This window comes from Halobacteriovorax sp. DPLXC-1 (genome assembly GCF_036903125.1).
In the GTDB taxonomy this organism is placed as follows: domain Bacteria; phylum Bdellovibrionota; class Bacteriovoracia; order Bacteriovoracales; family Bacteriovoracaceae; genus Halobacteriovorax_A; species Halobacteriovorax_A vibrionivorans.
Map to the genome: position 1 here is coordinate 155,112 of NZ_JAYMCO010000001.1, position 23,578 is coordinate 178,689.

At 34.4% G+C, this 23,578-nt stretch carries 22 protein-coding genes, 3 tRNA genes and 1 other RNA gene; 4 read left to right on the plus strand and 22 right to left on the minus strand.

All coding sequences use genetic code 11. From position 1 onward, the window contains the following. Positions 1-12 precede the first annotated feature (12 nt). Positions 13-1,014 (minus strand): 16S rRNA (cytosine(1402)-N(4))-methyltransferase RsmH, encoded by a 1,002-nt coding sequence (rsmH, locus tag VCM44_RS00770; RefSeq protein ID WP_114706076.1) that lies wholly within the window; start codon positions 1,012-1,014, stop codon positions 13-15. Between the two features lie 148 nt (positions 1,015-1,162). Between rsmH and VCM44_RS00775 the strand changes: the two genes are divergently transcribed. Next, on the plus strand, positions 1,163-2,389 hold the full coding sequence (locus VCM44_RS00775; protein ID WP_120403995.1) for an esterase/lipase family protein: 1,227 nt from the start codon (positions 1,163-1,165) through the stop codon (positions 2,387-2,389). On the opposite strand, the gene VCM44_RS00780 is transcribed toward VCM44_RS00775, so the two are convergent. The 15 genes from VCM44_RS00780 to VCM44_RS00850 all read right to left on the minus strand — a co-directional run bounded on the left by VCM44_RS00780 (position 2,378) and on the right by VCM44_RS00850 (position 13,417). Beyond that, on the minus strand, positions 2,378-2,971 hold the full coding sequence (locus VCM44_RS00780; protein WP_114706074.1) for a GTP-binding protein: 594 nt from the start codon (positions 2,969-2,971) through the stop codon (positions 2,378-2,380). The genes VCM44_RS00775 and VCM44_RS00780 overlap by 12 nt on opposite strands. Positions 2,972-2,981: 10 nt before the next feature. Next, complete coding sequence (locus tag VCM44_RS00785) at positions 2,982-3,473, minus strand: hypothetical protein (protein WP_114706073.1); 492 nt, start codon at positions 3,471-3,473, stop codon at positions 2,982-2,984. A gap of 8 nt (positions 3,474-3,481) precedes the next feature. Then, entirely contained in the window at positions 3,482-4,075 is a 594-nt protein-coding gene (gene recR / locus VCM44_RS00790; protein WP_114706072.1) for a recombination mediator RecR, read from the minus strand. A 9-nt stretch (positions 4,076-4,084) separates the two neighbouring features. Beyond that, entirely contained in the window at positions 4,085-4,399 is a 315-nt protein-coding gene (locus VCM44_RS00795) for a YbaB/EbfC family nucleoid-associated protein (protein WP_114706071.1), read from the minus strand. An 11-nt stretch (positions 4,400-4,410) separates the two neighbouring features. Then, positions 4,411-6,207 (minus strand): DNA polymerase III subunit gamma/tau, encoded by a 1,797-nt coding sequence (dnaX, locus tag VCM44_RS00800; RefSeq protein ID WP_334677772.1) that lies wholly within the window; start codon positions 6,205-6,207, stop codon positions 4,411-4,413. Between the two features lie 69 nt (positions 6,208-6,276). Then, positions 6,277-6,375, minus strand: an RNA gene (gene ffs / locus VCM44_RS00805) — signal recognition particle sRNA small type. A 40-nt stretch (positions 6,376-6,415) separates the two neighbouring features. Beyond that, the gene (locus VCM44_RS00810) at positions 6,416-7,684 is read right to left on the minus strand and encodes a hypothetical protein (protein WP_334677773.1); all 1,269 of its coding nucleotides are present in this window, start codon (positions 7,682-7,684) and stop codon (positions 6,416-6,418) included. 45 nt (positions 7,685-7,729) lie between these two features. Further along, complete coding sequence (locus tag VCM44_RS00815; RefSeq protein WP_334677774.1) at positions 7,730-8,212, minus strand: nucleoside deaminase; 483 nt, start codon at positions 8,210-8,212, stop codon at positions 7,730-7,732. Further along, a complete protein-coding gene (locus VCM44_RS00820) occupies positions 8,209-8,937 on the minus strand; it encodes a PilZ domain-containing protein (protein ID WP_114706068.1) in 729 nt (242 codons plus the stop codon). The genes VCM44_RS00815 and VCM44_RS00820 overlap by 4 nt, the downstream gene beginning before the upstream one ends. 35 nt (positions 8,938-8,972) lie before the next feature. Further along, on the minus strand, positions 8,973-10,448 hold the full coding sequence (locus tag VCM44_RS00825) for a tetratricopeptide repeat protein (protein ID WP_334677775.1): 1,476 nt from the start codon (positions 10,446-10,448) through the stop codon (positions 8,973-8,975). Position 10,449: 1 nt separating this feature from the next. Then, complete coding sequence (locus tag VCM44_RS00830; RefSeq protein WP_114706066.1) at positions 10,450-11,055, minus strand: hypothetical protein; 606 nt, start codon at positions 11,053-11,055, stop codon at positions 10,450-10,452. Between the two features lie 13 nt (positions 11,056-11,068). After that, positions 11,069-11,917 carry a hypothetical protein gene (locus VCM44_RS00835; protein WP_334677776.1) on the minus strand — a complete coding sequence of 283 codons (849 nt, stop codon included), beginning with the start codon at positions 11,915-11,917 and terminating at the stop codon, positions 11,069-11,071. Then, positions 11,907-12,485, minus strand: coding sequence for a hypothetical protein (locus VCM44_RS00840; RefSeq protein WP_114706064.1), 579 nt, complete (start codon positions 12,483-12,485; stop codon positions 11,907-11,909). Before VCM44_RS00840 ends, VCM44_RS00835 begins: the two co-directional genes overlap by 11 nt. 71 nt (positions 12,486-12,556) lie before the next feature. Next, a complete protein-coding gene (locus VCM44_RS00845) occupies positions 12,557-13,312 on the minus strand; it encodes a tRNA threonylcarbamoyladenosine dehydratase (RefSeq protein WP_334677777.1) in 756 nt (251 codons plus the stop codon). Between the two features lie 28 nt (positions 13,313-13,340). After that, positions 13,341-13,417 (minus strand) — tRNA-Arg (locus VCM44_RS00850). Between the two features lie 134 nt (positions 13,418-13,551). Between VCM44_RS00850 and VCM44_RS00855 the strand changes: the two genes are divergently transcribed. The 3 genes from VCM44_RS00855 (at position 13,552) to VCM44_RS00865 (ending at position 17,353) form a co-directional block, all read left to right on the plus strand. After that, complete coding sequence (locus tag VCM44_RS00855; RefSeq protein WP_334677778.1) at positions 13,552-14,433, plus strand: phospholipase A; 882 nt, start codon at positions 13,552-13,554, stop codon at positions 14,431-14,433. Positions 14,434-14,442: 9 nt separating this feature from the next. Next, positions 14,443-15,732, plus strand: a complete 1,290-nt coding sequence (locus VCM44_RS00860; protein ID WP_114706061.1) for a MipA/OmpV family protein — start codon at positions 14,443-14,445, stop codon at positions 15,730-15,732. A 127-nt stretch (positions 15,733-15,859) separates the two neighbouring features. Continuing rightward, on the plus strand, positions 15,860-17,353 hold the full coding sequence (locus VCM44_RS00865; RefSeq protein WP_120403986.1) for a bacteriohemerythrin: 1,494 nt from the start codon (positions 15,860-15,862) through the stop codon (positions 17,351-17,353). Positions 17,354-17,363: 10 nt separating this feature from the next. Here VCM44_RS00865 and VCM44_RS00870 read toward each other — a convergent pair whose 3' ends face one another. From VCM44_RS00870 to VCM44_RS00895, 6 genes are all read right to left on the minus strand, one after another. Beyond that, a complete protein-coding gene (locus VCM44_RS00870; RefSeq protein ID WP_120403985.1) occupies positions 17,364-18,344 on the minus strand; it encodes an alpha/beta fold hydrolase in 981 nt (326 codons plus the stop codon). An 86-nt stretch (positions 18,345-18,430) separates the two neighbouring features. Then, positions 18,431-19,093 (minus strand): M24 family metallopeptidase, encoded by a 663-nt coding sequence (locus VCM44_RS00875; protein WP_334677779.1) that lies wholly within the window; start codon positions 19,091-19,093, stop codon positions 18,431-18,433. A gap of 45 nt (positions 19,094-19,138) precedes the next feature. Beyond that, positions 19,139-19,228, minus strand: a tRNA-Ser gene (locus VCM44_RS00880). Positions 19,229-19,242: 14 nt separating this feature from the next. Continuing rightward, positions 19,243-19,328: transfer RNA gene (locus tag VCM44_RS00885), tRNA-Ser, on the minus strand. Between the two features lie 57 nt (positions 19,329-19,385). After that, positions 19,386-22,541, minus strand: a complete 3,156-nt coding sequence (locus tag VCM44_RS00890) for a tetratricopeptide repeat protein (protein WP_334677780.1) — start codon at positions 22,539-22,541, stop codon at positions 19,386-19,388. Positions 22,542-22,572: 31 nt separating this feature from the next. Then, positions 22,573-23,577, minus strand: a complete 1,005-nt coding sequence (locus VCM44_RS00895; RefSeq protein WP_133296885.1) for a hypothetical protein — start codon at positions 23,575-23,577, stop codon at positions 22,573-22,575. Position 23,578 lies beyond the last annotated feature (1 nt).

Genomic DNA, 23,578 nt, shown 5'->3' on the forward strand with positions numbered 1-23,578 from the left:
CTCCTATTGTTTTTAATTCTGTATTTTCGAAAACTTTTCGTATTTATTCTTTGATTTCTTCTCACTCACTCGTTTTAAAATTCGAAGCTTAGCACTTCTTGAACGTGGGTTTTCTGAAATCTCTTCTTCACTTGGTATAATTGGCTTTTTAACTTCATTTTCAAAAAGCATTTCACCAAGCCCATTTTTTTCAAACTCTTTAAACAATCTCTTAACAATTCTATCTTCAAGAGAATGAAAACTTATAATTAATATTCTACCATTAATCTTTAATAATGGTAGCACCTGAGCAATTACATCTGATACTACATCAAGCTCTTTATTTACTTGTATACGCAGTGCTTGGAAGCATTTTGTTGCAGGATGAATTCGACCAAATTGTAGTTTTTTTGGATAGCAATCTTTGATGAGCTCAGCTAATTGAAAAGTTGTTTCAATCGGGCCTTCTTTTTCTCTTTTGGCCTCAATCTTCTCCGCAATGCGCCATGCAAATTTCTCTTCACCATATTCTCTAAATAGATCAGCTAATTCTTGCTTAGAATACTTATTGATAATATCTTTTGCCGTTTCTATCTCATCGTTATCGTAGTCCATTCGCATATCAAGCGGTGCATCAACACGAAATGAAAACCCACGAGAACCTTCATCAAAATGATGGGAAGAAACACCCAAATCTAAAAGTACTCCGTCAAGGCCTTCGTTCTCATCAAGCAGCTCTTGATGGTTTCCAGTGACGACATCATGAAAGTGAACAAAGTTTGAGTCATGTAGAAAAAGTCGATCTTGAACACCATTTTTTTCGATAAGCTTTCGTCCATTTGCAAGAGCATCTGGATCTTGATCAAAAGAGATCAATTTTGCATTCGGATTCCTCTCTACGATGGCCATGGAGTGACCACCCGCACCAAAAGTACAGTCAGCAAATACTAAACTTTCTTTATCTTCATTATTTAAATAAAGATAATCGAGGCATTCATTCTTTAATACTGAATAGTGTTCTTTATAATCTTCCAATCTATATCCAATTTATGCATTAATCAGTTGTTTACTTAAAAGATGTTAATTTATTTATGAACGATCTTTTATTGTCTTTCATTTATTTGACTTGGACATGCACCTAATGACAAAATTTTACATCTAGCACAAGGAATTTGAAAGAACTATGAGAGATACTGATTTATTTTTAAACAAATATATAGAATCAAAAGTATTAAACTTAAAAAGTCGCTTTAATGCTTATAATGCACGTAAAAATTATTCTAAAACTTTTCTTGATTCAGCTAAAGAACTTACAAAGTCTGATATAAGACAACGTTTTTTACAGGCAAAAGAAAATCTCTCACCAAATGACACTCTTAAGTTAATGAGAAATCTTTTAAATTCTTCAGCGTGGATCAGTTTTTCAACGGCACGCTACCTACACTCTCTAACTAATTTTAAAAGCTTTGATAACAAATTTGATTACAACTTTATCAACTACCGCTTTTTTAATGATCTAAAAAATAAAAAAGAAATTGATTTAGAAGATGATGAAATTTTCAAAATCATTTACAACGAAGTTGAATATGCAAAATATCATCCAAATTATATTTCAAATTTAGAAGCTCCAACAACAAATGCAACGATCATATTAATTCCAGGAGTATTTAATGAACTATTTTCTACCCCTTCTTTTGAAAGGGCATGCCTTCATTTAAAAAAGAATTATGGTATTAAATACTTCACTCCAAGCATTAATGGTTTTGACAATTGTAATAAGAATGCAGAGTCTTTAAAAATTCAAATCAACGACTACATGAAAGAGCATCCTAATGAAAAATTATGGCTCGTAGCATTTTCAAAAGGTGGTCTTGATACTCTTCACTACTTAAGTGAGTATAGCGAAGAACAAGATTCAATATTAGGTCTCTCAACAATTGCTAGTCCAATTCTTGGTTCAGATTCTTTTAATAAGAAATTAATTAAAACTCTTAATCTCATTCATAACTTCTCTGATTCAAAACTATATAAATTAATTGATAGTAGAAGAGATATACTTGCTAAAGAAATGCAAAAATCACTCTCATCTACTTATCGTAGGCCATGGCTTAGAAATAATCATGAGAAACTAAACCCAAATCTTTTTTATACATCGATTGGGTTTTCATCAAAATGGTATGACAGCCACTTATGGATGATGCTTATGAAGCTCATCATCAGAAGTAAGAATGAAAATGATGGCGTCGTTGATACTGAAAGCACCCTTTTTCCATATTACTTTCAAAAAGGAATTAGTTTAGGAATTCTAGAAGGACATCATCTTGTTGGAAGAAGATCATCCTTCTATTGTCAGGAAGCACTAATTGAAGCTCATATACATTTCTTAAAATACAAAGGACTACTCTTTTAGTCCCCCCTTAAGATTCATAAGAACTAATTTAGACATCGCCTTTAGTGTTTCAAAAACACCAACACCTTTTACAGCAACAGAGTCGAAAGCTGGTCGCTCATCTGCATTTAATGTCTGCTGTAAGTCTTCGACTGGTGTAACATTTGGTAAATCTCTTTTATTCCATTGAAACACTATTGGAATTTGATCAATATCATATCCCTGCTCCTTAAGGTTTTCCTCAAGACTTTTTAAAGATTCAATATTTGCTTCCATTCTCTCAAGTTGAGAATCTGCAACAAAAATAACACCATCAACACCACGAAGAATTAGCTTACGTGAAGATTCATAGAAGACCTGACCTGGCACAGTATATAAGTGAAAGCGTGTACGGTAGCCACGTATTTCTCCAAGATCAAGAGGAAGAAAATCAAAGAAAATTGTTCTTTCATTCTCAGAGTCGAGACTTACCATCTCTCCTTTATTTCCACCGGCAGTTTTTTGATAAATATATTGAATGTTAGTCGTCTTTCCACCAAGGCCCGGCCCATAGTAGACGATCTTACAGTTAATTTCCTTCGTATTATAATTTACAAAAGACATAAGTCCCCCACTATCCCATTACACCTGAAAATAGATCATCTACTTCATTGTCACTAATATCATCAAAGAGGAAAACATCATTTGGGTTTAAGTCATCACTTAAATGTGCCTCTATGAACTCAGCTAGCTTTGTTTCTATAAGCCTAACACGAGATTTAAGCTTAGCAGGGTTATCTACATCAAAATAAATCAGACTGAGATAAATATCTTCAAACGGCCCCGATAATTTTGTTATATAAATTCCCTTAGAAGAAGTCGCATAATTGAATCGGAAATCATCCTCTGTTTCATCAGGAATGAACTGAGATAGAACAGAGCTAGCTTGCCATACACCAGCGATTAAGGCTCCTGCAGTATCACTATCAAATTCAGTTTGAGTGCTTTTAAAAGAATATAAAGGTATACCATCTTGTCTACAAACAACAAGGCCACTATTCACAAGAGAATCGAGACCGCTATACTCTTTAAAAAATTCTTGAATAACGTATTCGATGTTATCCATATGCTTCCTTACATTTTTGTTTTATTCTCTAAAGCTTTAGAGATTGTCATTGTGTCTAAATAATCAAGATTCCCACCCATAGGAATCCCAAATCCGATTCTATCAACCATTACATTTTCAGGAAGTGTCGATTTGATATAACTACAAGTTGCATCACCTTCAACTGATGGCCCTATCGCTAAAATTATCGAAGTAACTCCAAGTTCAGTAACTCTCTTCTTTAACTTGTCGATATTCAGTTCTGCTGGCCCAACTCCTAATAAAGGATTTAGGACACCACCCAAAACATGATAAAGACCTCGATACTGGCCACTTCTTTCAATTGCCATGTAATCTGTTATTGATTCCACAACACAGATTTCAGTAGATTCTTTACGATGAATGTCACTACAAACATCACAAATGTCCTCATCTGCGAAAACGCCACACTGCTTACATTTTTTAAGTTCTGCCAAATCATTTAGAGCATTTGAAAAGTCACCTAATTCTTCAGCTGTCCATTTCGTAAGACTTAAGACATGTCTTAATGCACTCTTTTCTCCAATTCCTGGAACTTTTGAAAAGGAGTCCATTAAATTTGTGATTCTTTCAGGTAGTTTCATTCATCTTTCCTAGAAAAGGCCTGGTATATTTAAACCACCAGTTACTTTCCCCATAGCATTTGAAACCATATCTTGTGATTCTTTAACTGCTTGATTAACGGCCGTTAATACAAGGTCCTCTAATGTTTCAACATCAGATGGATCGACAGCTTCAGGATCAATTTTAATTGATTGTATTTCTTGTTTTCCAGTGATTGTAATTTTAATGGCACCACCACCTGAAGAAACTTCTAGTTCTCTTTTTTCTAATTCTTTTTGAAGAGTGCTAATTTTTTGCTGCATTTGTTGAGCTTGCTTCATTAGCCCTTGCATACCTTTTGCCATATATACTCCGTTTATTCGTCGTTATTTAAAACGATCTTATCTATTTTTGTATTAAAAAGAGATCCTGCAACTTTGAGCATCTCATCTTCTTCAATTTGTTTTCTCATATTTGCTTTTTCAATATTTTCATTTTCAATATTGATGTCAAATTTTGATTTAAATTGAGTCTCTTGCGCTTTTTCTCTTTCAACTAACTCAAGTTTTAAATCAATTTCTTCAACAGAAAAGTAATTTCTAAGTTCTGCTTTAACCTTTTCAATTGTTTCTTGATTATTCATATGATCAAAGAAAACTTTTGCACTAACAGGATAACCAATTGCTATGGTAGCCTTATTCCCTACCACAACGAGTTCCCCTAAGAGATTCCCCTGCTCCATATTCGCACTCATAACAGGAGATGAGCTCGATAAGAACTCTAAGAAACCATCCCACGTCTTATTCCCTTCAGGAATAATTGTTGGTGTGATTTCTTGTGAAACTACTTCTTCAGGCTCTGAAGCTGGCTCAATAGCAACTTCTTCAGGTGTATTTTCATTAGCAGAGAAATTTGTATTCTGCTCAACCTCTTGTTCATCAAAGATAATCTTAGTTGGAGCTGGTTTTTCCTCTGGTATAATTTCTTCTTGGGCCACTTCTTCAACTTCAGCGGCCCTTGGGGCCTCAGGCTTTCCCGCAGCATCCTCCACAGTAGAGGTATTTGCAGCTACTTCAGCAGTATCAGCTATTAACTGATGTCTTAAGCTTACCTTTCTCATGGCAAGTAGAGTAGCATCTGCTGGTATAATCGATTCCATTGTCCAAGCAAAGTCTTTAGCAAGAGTTTCATAAATCCAATAAAGCTCTGCTCTAGTTGTCTTATCAAAAAGATCGCCATCTACTTTAGATTGAATACGGTTTTTATCGTTGAAGTCTTTTGCGATAATAATAGAAAAAAGATTCTCTAACATCGATTTAACAATATTATTTAAACCGATGTTTTGTGAAATAAGCATATTAAAAGTATTAGTTAACTCTTGAGTTTGACCTGCAATGATATTATCAATTAAAGATTTAATCGAACTCAACTTTGCAATACCTAACGCTCTTGCAAAAATATCCTCTGTTATATCTTGGCCATAAGAGAAACTTAAAACCTGATCAAAAAGAGAAAGAGTATCTCTAAACGATCCATTACCAAGTTTTGCAAGTGTTTCAATAAGCTCATCTTGACTGAAAGTAATATTCTCTAATTGAGCGATATTAATAATATGTGACTTTAGCTCTTCAACTGTTGCGTTGATGAAATCAAATCGCTGACATCGCGAAAGAACAGTTCCCAATAATTTTTCAGGCTCAGTCGTGGCCATTAAAAAGATTGCATGCTCAGGCGGCTCTTCTAGTGTTTTCAAAAGAGCATTGAAAGCGCTGTTAGAAAGCATATGTACTTCATCAATAATATAGACCTTATATTTTCCATTTGATGGAAGATAAGAAATATTACTAATTAATTCTCTAATATCATCAACACTATTATTAGATGCCCCGTCAATTTCAACGACATTCATTGAAGCAGCTGAATCAAAGTCATGACAAGCACCACATTCTCCACATGGATTCTGTTGTTCATCACGGTTTTCGCAACGTAGTGCCTTTGCAAAAATTCTTGCAATAGTTGTTTTTCCAATTCCACGTGTACCAGAAAAAATATAAGCATGACCAAAACGGTCTTCTCTTAAAGAATTAACTATTGTTTTTACAATATGTTCTTGCCCAACAAAGTCTTGAAACTTTGTAGGACGATACTTTCTGGCCAGAACCTGATATGACATTGAGCACCATCACTTTATATGATTTTAAATTTTTACTTATTAACTATAGGCAAAATAATAGGCATTGGAAAGGGGCAGCCGACACAAACACAACGCAGCAAAAGCTACCGTTGCTTCGTTCCCGACCTGGCGGAGTTCACCTCGTTACGCTTGTCTGGCCGGCCACCGAAATGAATATATTTTTTTCAAAGCATGATGTCAATTAAAGCTAGTATTTTATGATAATTGTATCATTTTCCAGACTCACCGAGTCAGAGTTTATGAACTTCATCACAAATTTAAGAACCATTTTTGTAGCAGTCATACCCGCAACCTTTGCCTTGGCCACTTGTACCCTAACTTCTCTTTGAGTCTCATTGATATTTAACGTACCACTAGCTCTGAAATGCAGTGTAAATAGCGCACGAAGCTTTGCATTCAACTTAAATTCACCATCAGTAACGTGAATATTTAAGTCACTAATACGATTGCTATCTTTTTCAATTTGATCTTCATTAATTTTATTTATTTTAAAGTAAGAGCTTTTTAAACAACCAAGATAGAAAGCATCTGCTGAAATCATTCGCTTATCATTGATTGTTTTTAAACACTTTGCTTCTATATCAAAAAATGTAAAAAGACCTTTTTGTGTTTCTGCTAATAATTTATCCGCTTCAACCCCAACATGATTTTCGTTAAAATAAACAACACCATCATAGATTTCAAAAGGGCGACCTTCACGTAACAACCTTATCTCGCTTCCTGCAATTAAAGACTCTTCTAAACAACCAGCAAAAATAAGATCTAGATTAAAACTTTTAAGTTCACTATCTTTAAAACAATCAACATTTATGGCCTTAAGACCAATTTCACTATTAAGAATATTTCCACTAATACTTTGAGCATCAATATTAATTCGATCATTCGTGAATAAAACTTTCTTACCAAGTATACTTATAAAAGATGTATCTTGGCTTTCTTGCTTTATTTCAACTTTAGCAAACTCACTTCCTTTACTAGGATTAATGAGCATATTCTTTAAACAAATTTGATCAAGCCTAAATGTAAAGCCATTGCTAGCACAATTAATTTGGACATTTCTTATATCAAACAAGAAGCTTGCAGCACCGATACTTAATTGAGGTCCATTCGCATTGAATCCTGTTTCTGTAAACTCAATTAAAGCTTGATTTGCATAAATAAAATCGAGAAAGTCGATCTCATCTATTTGCGGGATATACGTTGTTAAATTTAGATTATCTTTTCTGAAGTTGAATTTATTATTATATAAAGCTGCATCAACTAAAAATAGCTCACCGTCTTGTGCTAAATCAAACTCGACAGCATCATACTTTATATAAATATCGCGAGCGTATGCACTTCCTGCTAAAAACTCTTGCCCCACCTCTCTTTTCAAATCAAAAGAGTCTACTTCAAATAGCATAGAATTAGCGGCACATATCGTTGAGATTAGTGATAGTATTAGTAATTTGATCATATATTAATGATCTAGAATATTTTAAACAATGTAAATATAGGATAGTTAGGATTTAACTTTTCGATAGGTTTTTCGACGCAATTTAAAGAAATCTGATAATACTTTCGAGCACTTGAAATGTTCAATTCCACCAATGACAGAAAATTTATGATTGAAGCGCTTATCCTTTTGAAATGAATACCCTAAAGAGATACTTCCTGCTTTATGATCGTAAGCACCAAAAACAACATTTTTAAAACGAGCTTGTAAAATTGCATATAAACACATTGGACAAGGCTCAAGCGTAATATAAATAGTACAATTAATAAGTCGCCAATCACCTAACTTCTCACTTGCTTCTTTAATAGCAAGGATTTCTGCATGAGCTGTCGTATCTTTATTTTGTTCTTTTAAATTATGTGCCTTAGCAATAACATTATCATTTTCATCGACAACAATTGCTCCAACAGGAACCTCTCCGGCCTTAAATGCCAGTTCTGCTTCATCTAAAGCTAGTTTCATATTCCATATATGTGACTTCATTTTCATGATTTAAACTTTTTATTCTTCTTGGCCTTGCGCTCAAAGTTCCAATATTTTTCTAAGTCGTTATACTTTCTTTTTACAACATCATCTGTAATGACGAATCGTACTCCATAAGTATAAGGACGACCAATTGAGTATTGTCTTTTTGATAGCACCTCAACCTGTAAACGTCCATCAAGTCCTGAAGATTCTATTTCAATATCAATACGCTGACCGATTTCAACTTCTTCAAACATACTTAATCCACCAGCGCGTCTTCTAAGATCAACAATCCTTGCGTCTGCTTTCTTGTCATCATCAAGATACACGCTTGCTTTTAAGTCATTGCGATAACGGAAGTCATATTCCCACCAATTAATAATCGGGAAAAAAACAGGTGAGTATAGAGAGAAACAAAGGACCCCTAATATAAAAAAGGACATTGTATATAAAAAGAAAATTGAGAAATCATTATAATGATAAAGAGATCTTAAAATATGAAAAATGATAATAAAAAAAGATAAGGCCGTTAGCGACCAAAATGAATACTTAAGATTTCTCTGTGTACGATAATATAAGCGATAGAAAAAAATGAAGAAGATAATTCCAAATAACGCTATGAAATTAAACTGATATTTAAAGAATTCATATCCTTTCGCTAAAAAGAACAAAAAGAAATGAAGAGTAAATAAAGCCTGGGCCTTATTAAAATCTGTTTTAATTGATAGTTTGTTAATTCCTATAAGCATATATTTATTTTAAGCAAATTCGGAATAAAGAACAATTAATTGAGTACAAGTGGCAGTATTTGCTTAGGCGAATCTGATCGAGTTAACTTATATTTTTTTCCTTTATAAGTTATTTCATATTCACCTGGCTTAAGATCAACTGGAAGCATATACACATGATCATAAATACCATACCAAGAACGTAGGTCAGCTAACTCAGACTCAGCAATTGCTTTATTGCCGGCAGCGTAGGCGGCACTGGCCGACAGGTAGGCGATAAATGCACCATTATTATAAAGAGATCGATAAGTTTGGTATGCAGAGGTTAATAAAGCAATATGCTTGGCTGCTAGACGAGCACCTACTTTTGCTTCTAAAGTTTTAACATCTGTTTTTAATGATTCACTTAATACTTCTGATGTATTGGCCATAAGAATTAGATTATCCGATAGAACTTCATTTCCATCTGCATTTGTGAGAGTAACTTTTTCAGTATTCGTAATCGGTACAGAATCTATTTTTGGTAATTCAAAACTAATCTTTGGCTCTGCTCCTCTTGTGATTGAAAGCATTTTAAGAGAGAAGGTTACAAAGTCGTCCATACCCTCATCATTATATATATAAACACCGACAGGAAGACCTAGAGGAAACTCGTATACATTGGCCGTCTTTTTTATAACATGGCCATCTAAAATTATGATGTAGGTATTATAGCGCTTTTTATTTTGAAAGAACTTTTTAATGTTGTTTGAGGTTTGTGTTTCACTGATATAGTTTGCTAATTTCTTTTGAGAAAGAAGATGAAGCTCGTTGTAATCATCTTTATATTTCTCATGTAATTCATTATAACTTGGATAAATCCCCATCTGCTCCACTAAGTTTTTTTGTCCTAATTTTTTAAAACTTTTAATTACAGATCGGTCCTTAGAACGATCATAAACATCATGAACAATAACTCCCATTAAATCGATAAATGTCGATCCTTTATATATTGCCCTTCCGCGATTTTGCTCTTTGAAATTATCAATATATGAGCTCCAATCTCTAAGAGTCGAGACCATTGCCTGTTGATGAAATCTTTTATCTTTTGAAGACTCTGAGGATTGAATTAACATGTAGTGAGATAAGATTTCATAAAAGCGAATACTTATTTGTTCAAATTGATTTGGATAATAAATATCGGTAGCCTCTCCAATAAATAAGGACTCAACCTTATTTGAAATGCTCACCTTATATAAACTATTAGCTATTTCTTTTGCCTTATTAAGATGAAAGAGGGCCTTTTTATAATCTTTAAGATTAAAATATGCTATTCCAAGTTCGGCCTGCTTTAAAAAGCGATCCTCTTGCCTTTCGTAAACTTCTTTTTTAGTGATTCGATCAATGACAGTCTGATATTTTTTTTCTTTATATAAAGAAGCAATGATATCACCTTCATCTCGAACTCTTCTTGCAGCACAACTAAAGATACTAACAAGACTAATTAAGATGAAGGTGTAACTTAGGAATTTATTTTTTGATATTTTATGCAATCTACCAACCTACTTTAGATTGCTCCGAATATTTATTTACACGAGTCCTTGTTCTCATAACCTCAACCCCTCTTGAGATATCTGTCATGCGAAGGTTCACGGTATATTCCTTTAATGTTTTCCCATTTCTCTTACGTGGGTTCATTCTTACATTTCCAAAGATCATGATATCCGCTCCAGCAGCATTACCAATCTTCTTCGCTTCTGCAGGACTTACCATTCCGTCATTTTGATACTGAATTTCTTTTAAAAGAGACTCTCTAGCAGCAGCATCAATCAGAATGAACTCACCTGTTTCACTGATCTGAGTTAGGAACTCGTCTGAAATATCATCAACTGGAAAATATGGCTCAGCCGTTTGGTTACCAAAATCTGCAATAAAAACTTTTGGTCTTCGACCTAGTTTAAGTCGATAATTCTTAAATCCACGGTGATCATTCATTTTCTTTAAGATATCTTCAACAGCATTTTCTGTATCACGAGTTACCCATGCATCTGTAATCTCAAGAGACTTCTCATCAGACTCATCTCCAGATACTCTCTGTGCCTGAAACCCTCCACATGAAAACAGTGAAAGCATAAGCGTTATTAGAAGTAAGTTCTTCATATATCCTCCATTATTAAATTTTAAGTTCTAAAAATACATCTGGTAAATCGTCAGATAACTCTTTTTGTAAATCAAGTATTATATCCTGCTCTGTACGACCCGTTTGTGTATATCTCTTAGTTATATTTGTCTTTCCGTAAATGAAGTTAACTTCCAGAGTTCTTTTTACGAAGCCTTCAACATTTAGATATTCGTTCTTTAGCGCAATTGCGATGTTTAGTTTCTTCTCAATGTCATTATTATCGTAAACATTTGCCTTATTAAGTTCACTTATCAACATTTTATCAATTGATTCAAACTTAGGCTGTGAATAAATAGCGATATTAATTTCTTTTTTCGCTCTCTTCTTATATTGAACAACATTAGACTTATACTTGTCTGATAATACCGCTAAGTAAACATCAAGCTTTTTAATAATATTATTATTCGCATTGATTTTTAATATCGATAGATTATGACCTTGTTTATAGATACTTTCGTTCTCGGCCCTAAGATTAGTGATGTCACTCTTAAGCTTTTGACGAAAACGACTTTTATTCAATCCAAGTAGAACACAATGATAATCTTCTTCATCAACAAAACTTTCAATTGTTTCTACACCGAAGAGAGTTTCACTTACTTCTTCACTGACATAATCAGAATACTGAGATTCATCCAACTTTCCATCAGAAGACTCAATTGAAAGAAACTTTGCCTTAACCTTTACTTGAAAGTTTTTTGCAATTTCAACTCGAGCATCTTCCACAGCCTCCGCCTCACTTAAACTGCAAGCTTTTGCACACAAAAAGTCAGCTGGACATGATTTCACTTGAGCGAAACCAGAAAAGGCAAAAAATAAGAGAATGGATAATTTAGTCTTCAAACTTCTCTCTCAACTCTTCTTTCTTATCTGATGGCGCTAAAACTATTGCACTTTCCTGTGCTGCTTTTTTAGCGCGGTCTAAAGTCTCCTCTTTTATTCCCACAACTGAGAAACAAGCATAGTATGGTGAACCAGTTAATTCCTCACCTGATTTTTTCTGACGCTTTTCCCAATATTGCTCTTTTACACGTACTCCAGAAACTTTGGTGCGAACAGTTTGTGTAAGCTTCTCATAAAAAGTTTTAACTTCTTCTGAGTCATTATCTAGACTTGTTACTTCAGTATAGTCATTTGATATTTCTTGAGAGACTTCAGCTGCGATAACTGCTGTAGACCTTGCGGTAGCTGATTTAATACAAAGTCTTCTATTTCTATTTTCAGATTGAGATAAGAAATAATGATAACCACTATCTCCTTCATATTTTTTAATATCTTCTAACCATACTGGTTCAACTTTTTGTGAAGCATTTATGACTTTATAATCTAATTCAAATTCACGCTCTTTAGGGCCAGATGAACACGAAGTAATTGTTAGTAATAATGCCAAAAGACAAGCGAGCCTGATCATAGATATCTCCATTTTTTGATTGTTTAAAGTCAACTAATTTTACTTTACGACGAGATTAAATCAATGAAAAATTACTTTAAAAGCTCTTTGATAGCTAAATGAGAAAGCAAGAAACCTACTGTTCCTGTCATATAAGTGGCCGTTCCTAGTCCACCATTACAATCTAACTTTAAAGCCTTAGATGTTTGCTCAAGATCGCACTTTTTAATCTTCTTTGATGGCTCAGGCGAGTAAACACACTGAACCTTTGCTTTTGATCTGCCTAGAGGATAGAGATGTTTTTTCTTTAGCTCCTGCCTTACTTTTCGATACAGCATATCTTGCTTAGTTTTTGAGAGCTCAGCAACAGTGATCATTGTAGGATCGACTTTTCCACCGATCGCACCAGAGCTCACCACTTTGACTTCTCGCCTATAGCATTCATTAATAAGAATCGCTTTTTCACGAGGGGCATCAATCGTATCAATTATAATCGAAGGCTTCTCTGCAAAAATCTTTTCCATATTCTTTTCATTAAAGAAGCAATAATGACATGTAACCTTACAGTCTGGATTAATCTTTGCAATTCGTTCGGCCAAAGCGTCGGCCTTCATTTTGCCATAATTTCCTTCAAGGGCATGAAGTTGTCGGTTTGTATTTGAAACACAGATATCATCAAGATCAACGAGAGTGATCTTATTCACACCTAATCGAGCAATGGACTCGACACACCACGTACCAACTCCACCTAGTCCAATGACCATAATATGAGAGTCTTTAACAATAGAGAATTCTCGCTCCCCTAATAAAGCAGCAATTCCATTAAATCTTTGTTCGTGATTTGACATAGGCTTGTGATTACAAATACTTAAGACATGGCGCACTCGGCAGGAGTCGAACCTGCGACCTTCTGATCCGTAGTCAGACACTCTATCCAGCTGAGCTACGAGTGCGCATGTAGGGGTATTTATAGCCCCTAACGTCGTATATTGTCAATCTAGTATTTCGTCTATGGAAATTATTTGTCAGAGAGGCCCTATTCATTAGACAATACGTTCAACTAAAAACCCTTTAATATACAACGACTATGACTTTTCAAAGAAGCATTTTTTGCGCCTTATTACTCAATTTCACGATCTCAATCTTTGCCCAGGACTCACTTGAGAAAACGATACAAAAGAGACAAAAAGAAGATGAGGCCTCTAATAATACCATTTCACTTGTAACTGCCCATCGACCAAATTATGTCCTGCCTGTGACTTATATGCATGACCCTAATGAGTCTCCGATAAATGATGACGACGAATTAAAGAACGAGGAAACAAAGTTTCAATTAAGCTTTAAATTTACTGTATTTTCAAAATTATTTAATTCAAATACAGACTTAAACTTTGCCTATACCCAAAAGTCCGTATGGCAACTATTTAACAAGAAAAACTCAGCAGCATTTAGGGATACGAATTACGAACCAGAGATATTTTTATCCATGATGCCATTTGAAGATAATTGGACGATCTTTAGAAATTATTATCACCTTGGTTTTGCTCATCAATCTAATGGGAAAGATATCCCACAATCAAGAAGTTGGAATCGAATCTTCTTCACAACATTCTTTGACTACCGTGAAACACTTTTCATGTTGAAAGTGTGGTATCGAATTCCAGAGGAAAAAAAGACAAGTCCTACAGACTACACTGGTGATGATAATCCCGATATTAATGAGTATATGGGTAATTTTGAATTAACTACGATTCATAAAGTTAATGGTCACACACTTTCTCTAATGTTAAGAAATAATCTTAGAAGCGATAATAAAGGTGCTGTCGAGTTATCTTGGTCATTTCCTCTGCCTGAAACCAGACTTAAAGGATATGTTCAATATTTTGATGGATATGGTGAATCGTTAATTGATTATAATTATAAGATGACACGTATTGGATTAGGTGTCGCATTTACAGATTGGTTATAGGCTTTTTAGATGAAAAATATTCTAATTGTATTTATATGTATACTCTCTTCCCAAGTACTTTCAAAAAGCAAGGAGCCTCATTACTGGGGAATTGGGTTTGGGTATAGAAATGCTAGAATTCCATACACTTCAGATGACAAATATGTCTCAGATATCATTCCTCTATTTTACTATAAAAGAGGAGACTTCGAACTAGATGGATTAAGCGCTAGAGGGAAACTAATAAAACATGAAAAATGGCGCGCCAACCTTTATACAACCTATCGTTTCTTTGATATTCCCAAAGAGTTTCAAAATGAAGTTCGTGGCTCAGCCTTTGATTACGGCCTTGAATTTCAATTTATTCACAACACATTTTGGCAATCGAATGCTCAGATCCTAGTTGATAGCTCTACTAGGCCCTATATAAATTTCGAAACAAAAGCGGGCTTCAGTTGGAAGAGTCTTTTCTTTGAACCATTTGCCTATGCCCAAATTAGAAGTACAGAATTTAATAACCGTTACTATGGCTATAATGGAACTGCTAAGCCTGGCTCTGGTTATGAAGTCGGAGCTGGTGTTGAAACGACAATACATATCCATAGAGACTTTAACCTCCTGGCCCACGCAAAAGTAAGTACTCTTGATAATCACACTGCTAGTACCGATGCTATAAGCAGCCAAGTCAACACTGAAACATTTCTTGGAATCGCTTTTCTTTCAGATAGACTACATAAGAGTAATGCAATTGAATTTCCAAAAAGAAAAAAGCTTAAAAGCAAAGAGTTCATTAGGGCCGCATACACCAAAGCAACACCTTCAAACTTAAGCGACATATTATCATTTCATACTGCCACTGATGAATACAACAATGACATGGTATCACTAGCTTACGGGATCCCTCTTTCAGACACATTTATGGGTGGGGATATTCCAGTATATTTACTCCCAAATTATGTAAGACATCTAAAGAGTGAAGTACAAGGTTATAGTAATGAATACGTGATCGCTGTGAAAATATTCATTCCATTTAATTGGCCAACAAAATGGCGACTTGGATTAGCAGAAGGTATTTCATACGTTGATGAAATTACCTATATTGAAGAAATTGATATAGCTGGAAAGGGATACCGTGATAGCAAGTTTATGAACTACCTCGACTTCTCTATCGACTTCAATCTTGAAAAGTTTGGCCTCAAGCATTCTTGGGCCGGGTTATTGATTCACCATCGCTCTTCAATCTTCGAATCTTCATCTGTATTTGGAAGAATTAAAGGCGGCAGCAATTATCTTGGGCTATATATTCAACAAGAACTATAGAACAGTCGAAAATTTTCAATATTTTTCATCGAAGTTGTTGAAATTAAACAATAATTCTTAGCGAAAAGTGACGAAGGTCATTAAATTTTTTCTAACAAAAAACTGATTCTTGCCCGATATTGTTAATATGAAAACTAACAATATTATCGCCACTACATTTACCTTATCACTAACTATTACTTGTTTAATTGGTTACTTAACTAATTCAGGTGTCATTGCATCACTACCATTTGTGCTCGCAACAATACCAACATTGGTCATGTTCTACATTATGCAAAAAAAGCATCGGGATTCACTTACCGAATTAATGGGGAAACTTGATTATCTTCAAAGAAACATCATTGGGACAAACTCTCAGTTCTTTGATTCATGTGAGCAGCTTGAAGATAGTACTAATGAACAAGCAAGCGCTGTCGTAGAAACGAGTGCTACCAGTGACGAAATTAGTGCAATGATCACAAGAACAACTGAATCAATTTCATCATTTGAAAGCAATATTAAAGAAATTAATCAACTTATTGGAAATAGTGATAAGTCCCTTGAAAGGCTTGAAGAAAATATTGAAGCCAGCCTAGACACAAGTCGTGATATTAATGCGTCACTAAGTGATATAGCCACAAATTTAAATGGCTTTCTACATACTTTTAGCGAAGTCGAAAGTAAGGCACAACTTATCAACGACATTGTTTTCCAGACTAAGCTCTTATCATTTAACGCTTCAGTAGAGGCGGCCAGAGCAGGAGAGCATGGAAAGGGATTCTCTGTTGTAGCCGAGGAGATTGGAAAGCTTGCGACAACAAGTGGTGATAGTGCGGATGCGATTAACTACACTCTTTCTGAAGCACAAACAAAACTAAATACACTTATTGAAAAGATCGAAGAAAGCAGTAAATCACTTGGAACAAGATTAGATGAAACGGCCAATTCTTGCGATCACACTCTTTTAGAGTTTAAAAATAGCTTCAATCAAACAAATGAAGAAACTTTAAAAATGAATCAGCAGATCGAAGAAATTACAGTCGCTGCTAGAGAGCAAGAAAATGGTGTTATTGAACTAAGAGATGCTATTCACTTAATCAATAACTCAACTCAAAGAAGTACACTTGTCGTTTCGCAAACACTGAAACTAGCAAGTACTATTAATGATTACCTAAAAGATTTAAGACACTCAATCCATAAAACTAAGACTGAAAAGCATATTGTAACTTCATCAGCAATTGAAGAGATTCCTTGGGATAAAAAATATGCAATTGGTATACCGAAGGTAGATAGCGAGCACGAGGAATTATTAAAAAGAATCAATACTCTTATCCGTGCGATGAATACTCAACAAGGTATCGCTAAAGCTTTTGAGGATTTAAAAGGATACGTAGTCTTTCACTTTGATGAAGAAGAAGAATATATGCGTTCAATAAACTATCCATCTTATGAATCTCATAAGAGAGTACACGAGAAGCTTCTTTCAAATGTTGCAAAGTTTGAAGCGCAGCTCAAGAGTGGACAAGTTGAAAAAGATAAACTTGCAAGCTTCCTTAAAAACTGGCTATTCACACATATTATGGGAATTGATACGAAGTATGCAGATCATGCTAGGCAACAAGGTATTAAACTCGTTGCCTAACTAAGAGAAATTAAAACTCTCTAAAGAACACTTTAGAGAAACGATTATAGTCTTCAAACTGAGGCATATGCCCTAAGCCTTTTAGCTCAATGAGCTTAAGCTTAGGGTTTTCTTTTTTTATTTCTCGACCTAAATTTTGATACTGTCCTAACTTTCTCTTAACACCTTTTCTTTTCCAACCTCGTCCAGGACCTGTTCGATCTCGAGTACCTAATATTAAAACTGTTTTGGCCTTAATTTTAGGAAATTTAACAACGATATTATCTTCAAATATAGGTCCATAAGTTAAGGCCGCATTCCATGCAACAACTTCATAATCTGGTCCATTTAACTGACCTTTAAATGGAGTTAATAATGCTTCATATGAATCTGACCAAGCTCCATCATAATAATTTTTTCGCTGATAGGCGCGGGCCTTATCGACTGTTTTATTCATTTCACTTTTAAAGAAAAATTCAGGGTCTTTATATTCGACATAATCAAGATATGCTTCTAAGCCAATTGGATTTACGAGTACAACCTTTCTAATGTCTCGATACATGGCACCCATATTTACAGCGAGCATTCCCCCCATGGAATGACCAACAACGATATACTTACGCACTCCTAGTGATTTTATTAATCCATGAGTATTCTTTGCCAACTGAGGAAAACTATAATGATAGTTGTCTGGCTTCGAGCTTTTTCCAAATCCTATTTGATCTGGAATAATAACTCGGTAACCTTTTTTCACAAGATCATTTGCAATTCTCTCCCAATAAAATCCTGCAAAGTTTTTGCCGTGAAGTAGAACAGCAACTTTTGACTTTGACTTACCAATATCCATATATCTCATTTTTAACTTTTGCGTTTGAGTTGAGAATTCATATGTTTTAACTGGAAATGGATATTTAAATTGAGATAATTCTGCATCAAATGAAAGTTCGTTCTTAGATGAAGAAGCACAAGAAGATACAAAAATTAATATGATTAGAAGATTGAATATTTTCATGTTCTGTCCTTTTGTTATTTTAAAATTTTAAAAGGAAACATGTATTTGTGTAAAGCTGGCCTACACAAATATGACGAAACAGTTGTTTAAATTAGATCTTCAAAGAAGGCACCGTATTCATTCTCAGGATGGCGAATATGAATTTCTAAAATCCAAAGATTCTTCTTTGGCTTTATATCACTTGAACCAAGGCTTCCACGGAAATAGACAGCATGTGGAAAGTCCGCTAAACGATGACCACTCATTTTTAAGTTAAGTTCATAACCTAAATCTCTAGCGTATGATTGCGCAAACTCATATAACTCAACTCCAGTAAGGCCCTCATCGCGACATTTATTGGCAGTAGTATGAAAAACATCTTCACTAGCTTTTTTAATTTTTAAATATTCTGGATTATTAGATGTTACGAAGGTTTCACCGTAATCACCTTCGTGGCCATCAAAGACGGGACCGATATCAATAAAGAAGAGATCATTTTCTTTTAGAGTTACACCTTCATCAGACTTCTCTCGAAAAGACTTTACTGTGTTCTTTCCAATACGAAACTTCGTTGGATGCCATTTCTTCTCTACACCCTTGCTGGCCAAAACTTCATCAATTAGCTTTTGACCATCATCTTCTGTCATACCGACACAAACCAAAGCAGAGACTTCTTTAACGGCGTCAATCGTTAGCTTTCTTGCATTTAAATATTTATCAATATCAAATGAACAACCAACATCTTGAATGGTTTTAGATTGATCTTTCATATAATTGTTTTTGATTGTTTATTAGAAATGGAAAAGATTTAAAAATGGCGGAGAAGGCGAGATTTGAACTCGCGGTACCCGTAAGGGTACGACACCTTAGCAAGGTGCTGGATTCGGCCACTCTCCCACTTCTCCACATAGAAAAAAAGTGGCGGAGGACACAGGATTCGAACCTGCGGAGCTCGCGCTCAACGGTTTTCAAAACCGCCGCTTTCGACCACTCAGCCAATCCTCCGCAAAATACAAATTTTGCATTCGTGAGATATATTATTAAGATTCTTGCATACATTTGTCAACGCTTTAATTGATTTATTAAGCTCATAATATTTCTACGATCAGGCGCGTTAGGACTTAATGTTAAATAACGATTAAATTTATCGATAGCAAGATTCGGTTGTCCAAGTTCTTTATATAGGAAACCCATCATCTTATTCAAGTCTGCATCAGTCGGATTTAAGCGGTATGCGCGCTGAAAGAACTGCAGAGAAGGCACAAACTCACGAGTTTGAAATGTAAGCTTACCCATTGAGAATATCGCATCAAAATAGCGTTTATTAATCTGAATAGCTTTAGAAAGATTTGCCTTGGCCTCTTGAACTTTTTTGGCCCTTAAATAAATTTCGCCTAGAATATAGTATCCATATTCAGAGTTTGGATGCATTTCTATCTCTTTCTTAGCAAATGCCTCGGCCTGCTTATAATTATTTTGCTCAAAGAATATTTTTGATCGGTAGTAATTAATACGAGGATAAGTAGGAAGTCTCTTTTCTAAGATGTTGATATGCTTAGTTGCATTCGCATATTGCTTTAAATGAATATAAGTAATGATAAGTTTTTCACGTATTAATAAATTTCCTGGCTCATACACAAGTAACTTTAAAGCATTTTCAACCAAGTCATTATAATCTCTTTCTATTTCAGAAACCTCTACTAAGTATGCATATAGTGCACCATCTTTTTTATTAAGACGATCAAGAACTTCTTTCATTTCTTTAAATGCTTCAAAGTCCTGATCACGGTAATAATAAACTGCAATTTGACCATATAACTTAGGGTTATCTCTATGCTCGAGAAGCTCCTGTCTTAAGTAACCAATGGCAGTTCTTACACCATCTGTTTCATATAAAACCTTACTATTAAGAATTTTATAATCAATATTTGAAGGGTTTAAACTCATGGCCTCATTTAAGAATAATTTTGTTTGTTTAAACTTTTTATTCTTAAATGCAATCTTTGCCATTTCAAAGAATGCTTCATCACTTAACGGGTTAATTTGAGAAGCTGCTTTAAACTTATCAAATGCCATTTTATCATTAGCAATTAGGTTATAATAATGAGCAAGTAGCATTTGAAATTCAAATGTTTCTCTAAACTCCTCACTAGTTGAAAGTGCAGATAATAATCTCTTGGCCTCATCTTTCTTATATGACTTCAGATTTGCCATAATTAGAGCATAATTGATTCTAGGATTAACAGGGTGAAGTGCTCTTAGCTTTGTAAGTGTCTTTATAGCAAAATCAAAGTATCCACGCTTAACTTGTAACTCAGCTAAATATAATTTTGCATCGATACTTGTTTCATCTAAAGACACTGCTCTTAAGGCCAATTCAAATGCTCGGTCCCAATTTAGAAGCATAACTTCATCTTTAGACTGTCTAATCAGAACTTTAATCTTACTTGTTGAAATAACCTTTTGTGTTAGATCACTTCCGGCAACGTCTAAAGTAGCGAGGGTGTCTCTAAGAGATTCATCATCATAAATTTTTAATGATTGTTGAAAAAGCTTCGTTGCTCCCTGGATATCCTTATCATATGCTTTTACAAATCCCATAAACTTGAGACCTTGTGCAAAATTATAAGGAGAGCCACCACCATATTTTGCTGTTAAAATAGCGCCAACTTTCTTTAAGGTATCCATTTTTTCAAGCTCTAAGAGAAGCTCCCCATAGACTATTAAGAATCGATAATTATTTTTAAACTTATTCTCATGTTTTTGAATAAGTTTAAGGGCATCAGTACTATTTTCATTAAGTAGTAGGTAATTAACCATTGCATCGATTGACTCTACTGTTTTCACCTTAGCGCCACTTAGTTTTTCGTAAACGATTTTTGCTTTGTCTAACTCCCCTGCTTTTAATAGGTAATTTAGATATATTGAAAATAGTTTTACAGAGGGTTTATTAGACTTTAAGTAATTATATCTCTCGATTGTAAAGATTGCTGTTTCATACTTTTTAAAAAAGGCATAAAACTGTGCTGCACCTATTACAACATCAATATCATTTAATAATTTACTTTCCTCAATACGCAAAAGCTTAGAGATAACTTGCCCAGCTTTCTTTGTTTTTTGAGTGTCTATCAACAAATCACTATAAACATGAATAAGTTTTCCTGATGCTGGGTTCTTGTTAAACTTGTAACGTAGAGACTCATAGAACTTTTGGGCCGCAGCTACGCGTGAGACATAATCATCTTTTTGAAATAGTTTAAGCCCCGCAATATAGCTTTCTTGGGCCTTCTTTGGAGCTGCTACCTCTGTTGCGACAGGAAAGACAATCTTTGGAACAACAACTGTCTCGATATCTTTCTTCTCATCTGGCATTAAAAAAATTAGGGTAACAACCAAGAAAAGGGCCATCGTAAGATTTCTTCTCTTATTACTGGCTTCTTTCTTTGTCTTTTTAGACTCAAGCTTAGGCTGCTCTTTTGGCTTCCCCTTCTTTTTAAGGTTTCTCTCTTCTTGTTTTATCTTTAATTCTAAGTCACTGTAATCTTCAGTCTTAGTTGGCAATTGCTCTTTTTTAAGCTCTTCTAGATTGAACATAGCTGTAGCTGCATCATCCTCGACAACCTCTTCTGGCTCCTCTACAACCTCTTCAGCTTTCTCTTTTTTCTCATCTTCTTCATCATCAGATTCATCAAGTACATCTTGCAGATTATTAACAACTACTGTTTTTTCTATTTCATCACTTTCTTTCTCTGGTGGCTTAAAAGCTGGCATTTTAACAACTACTGTTTTCTCAACACCTGCATTTTGTGCTTCAATTTCTTCCTGTTCTTTCTTGGCCTTAAACTTCTCTTCGATTTCATCGTAGTTAATATCGAGCTTCTTATCCTTAGAGAACTTGAATTCATTGAACTCTGTTTTATCTTCACCAATTAATGTGTGATGCTTTTGCTCACTATCAGTTTGCGCATATCTAACCTCTTCTTGAGGTTCATCTTTGTCAGTATTCTCACTTAATTTTAAAGGTTCATCTGAGTTTATTTTTTCAAAGAGATTTGAAAGCTCTGGAATTGCACCCACCGGTGCCCAGTCTCCTGTAGGAAACTTCTGAAAAAGGCAGTTTTGATCGATAGCATCTTTTTCGCCTAATTCAACTAGTTCAGAGAATATAAAAGGGCCCAAAACCTTGTTCGACTTGGTTTTGACACGAAACTTAATCATATGACTATTATCTTAAGTAATTGAAATTAAATCAAACAATCGCTTTGCGTGGACTATTTTGCACAATACCAAATAGGTTTTGACGATAAGCGAGTGTAACAATCAAGAATATCACTGAAAGTAGCTGTAAATTCGTTAAGTAAGTATTGTGTAAGTATGCGACATAGCCAATTAAAAATAAATAAAGGACATGGACAATACTCAATAACTTGGCAACGATCTCTGACTGCTTTGACTTATAAGAAAAAACAAGAAGATAAACTATTAAAAATAGTTGATAAAAACTATCAATTCCAAATACTGGTAATAAGATAATTGCACTGGCCATACAAATCGACATCAATTGAATGGCCTGGTATTTCTCATCAATTTTAATAAATGAAAATGCTACTTGTAGAAAGAGAAATAATAGATAGAAATAAGGACTTAATTCTATATTTAAAGCTATAAATCGATTTAACACAGATAAGCAGAAAATATACTGGAGAATAGAAAGAAAAGGTGAATCCTTCTCTTTTGGAACCAATAAAAGAGTAGAAACAACTAGAAGTATTTCATAAAAGAGACTTCCAAGTTCTCCACCTTGAAACTCTTTAACAAAGAAATAAACTACAGCAATTATAATCCACGATAGGTTATAAAATAAGCTATGCTCACTTTTCTTATCAGTATCAAAAAAACAAAACATCCCAAGTAAAAGAACGATATCCGTTACACCCGTGAAGTTCCATATATTAAAAAGAGAAAACCATAATAATGTAATGGCCTTAAATAATACTCGCGAATTTCCACGACTATTTAAAAAGAATAGTGAAAATGAAACTGAACATATAGCAAAATAACTTCTATCGACAGAAGAGAAGATGAAATCTCTAAATAGAAAGTAAAATGATGATAAGAATACGAAAGCTAATACAGATGTTCTCTGTTTAGAATTAATTGAAGTAACCTTAATAAGGAAGTTATTTAAGAAATATATAACTGGATAAAGCAGAAGAAGAAAATAGAAGTTAGACTGCATGATTAACCTCCACATT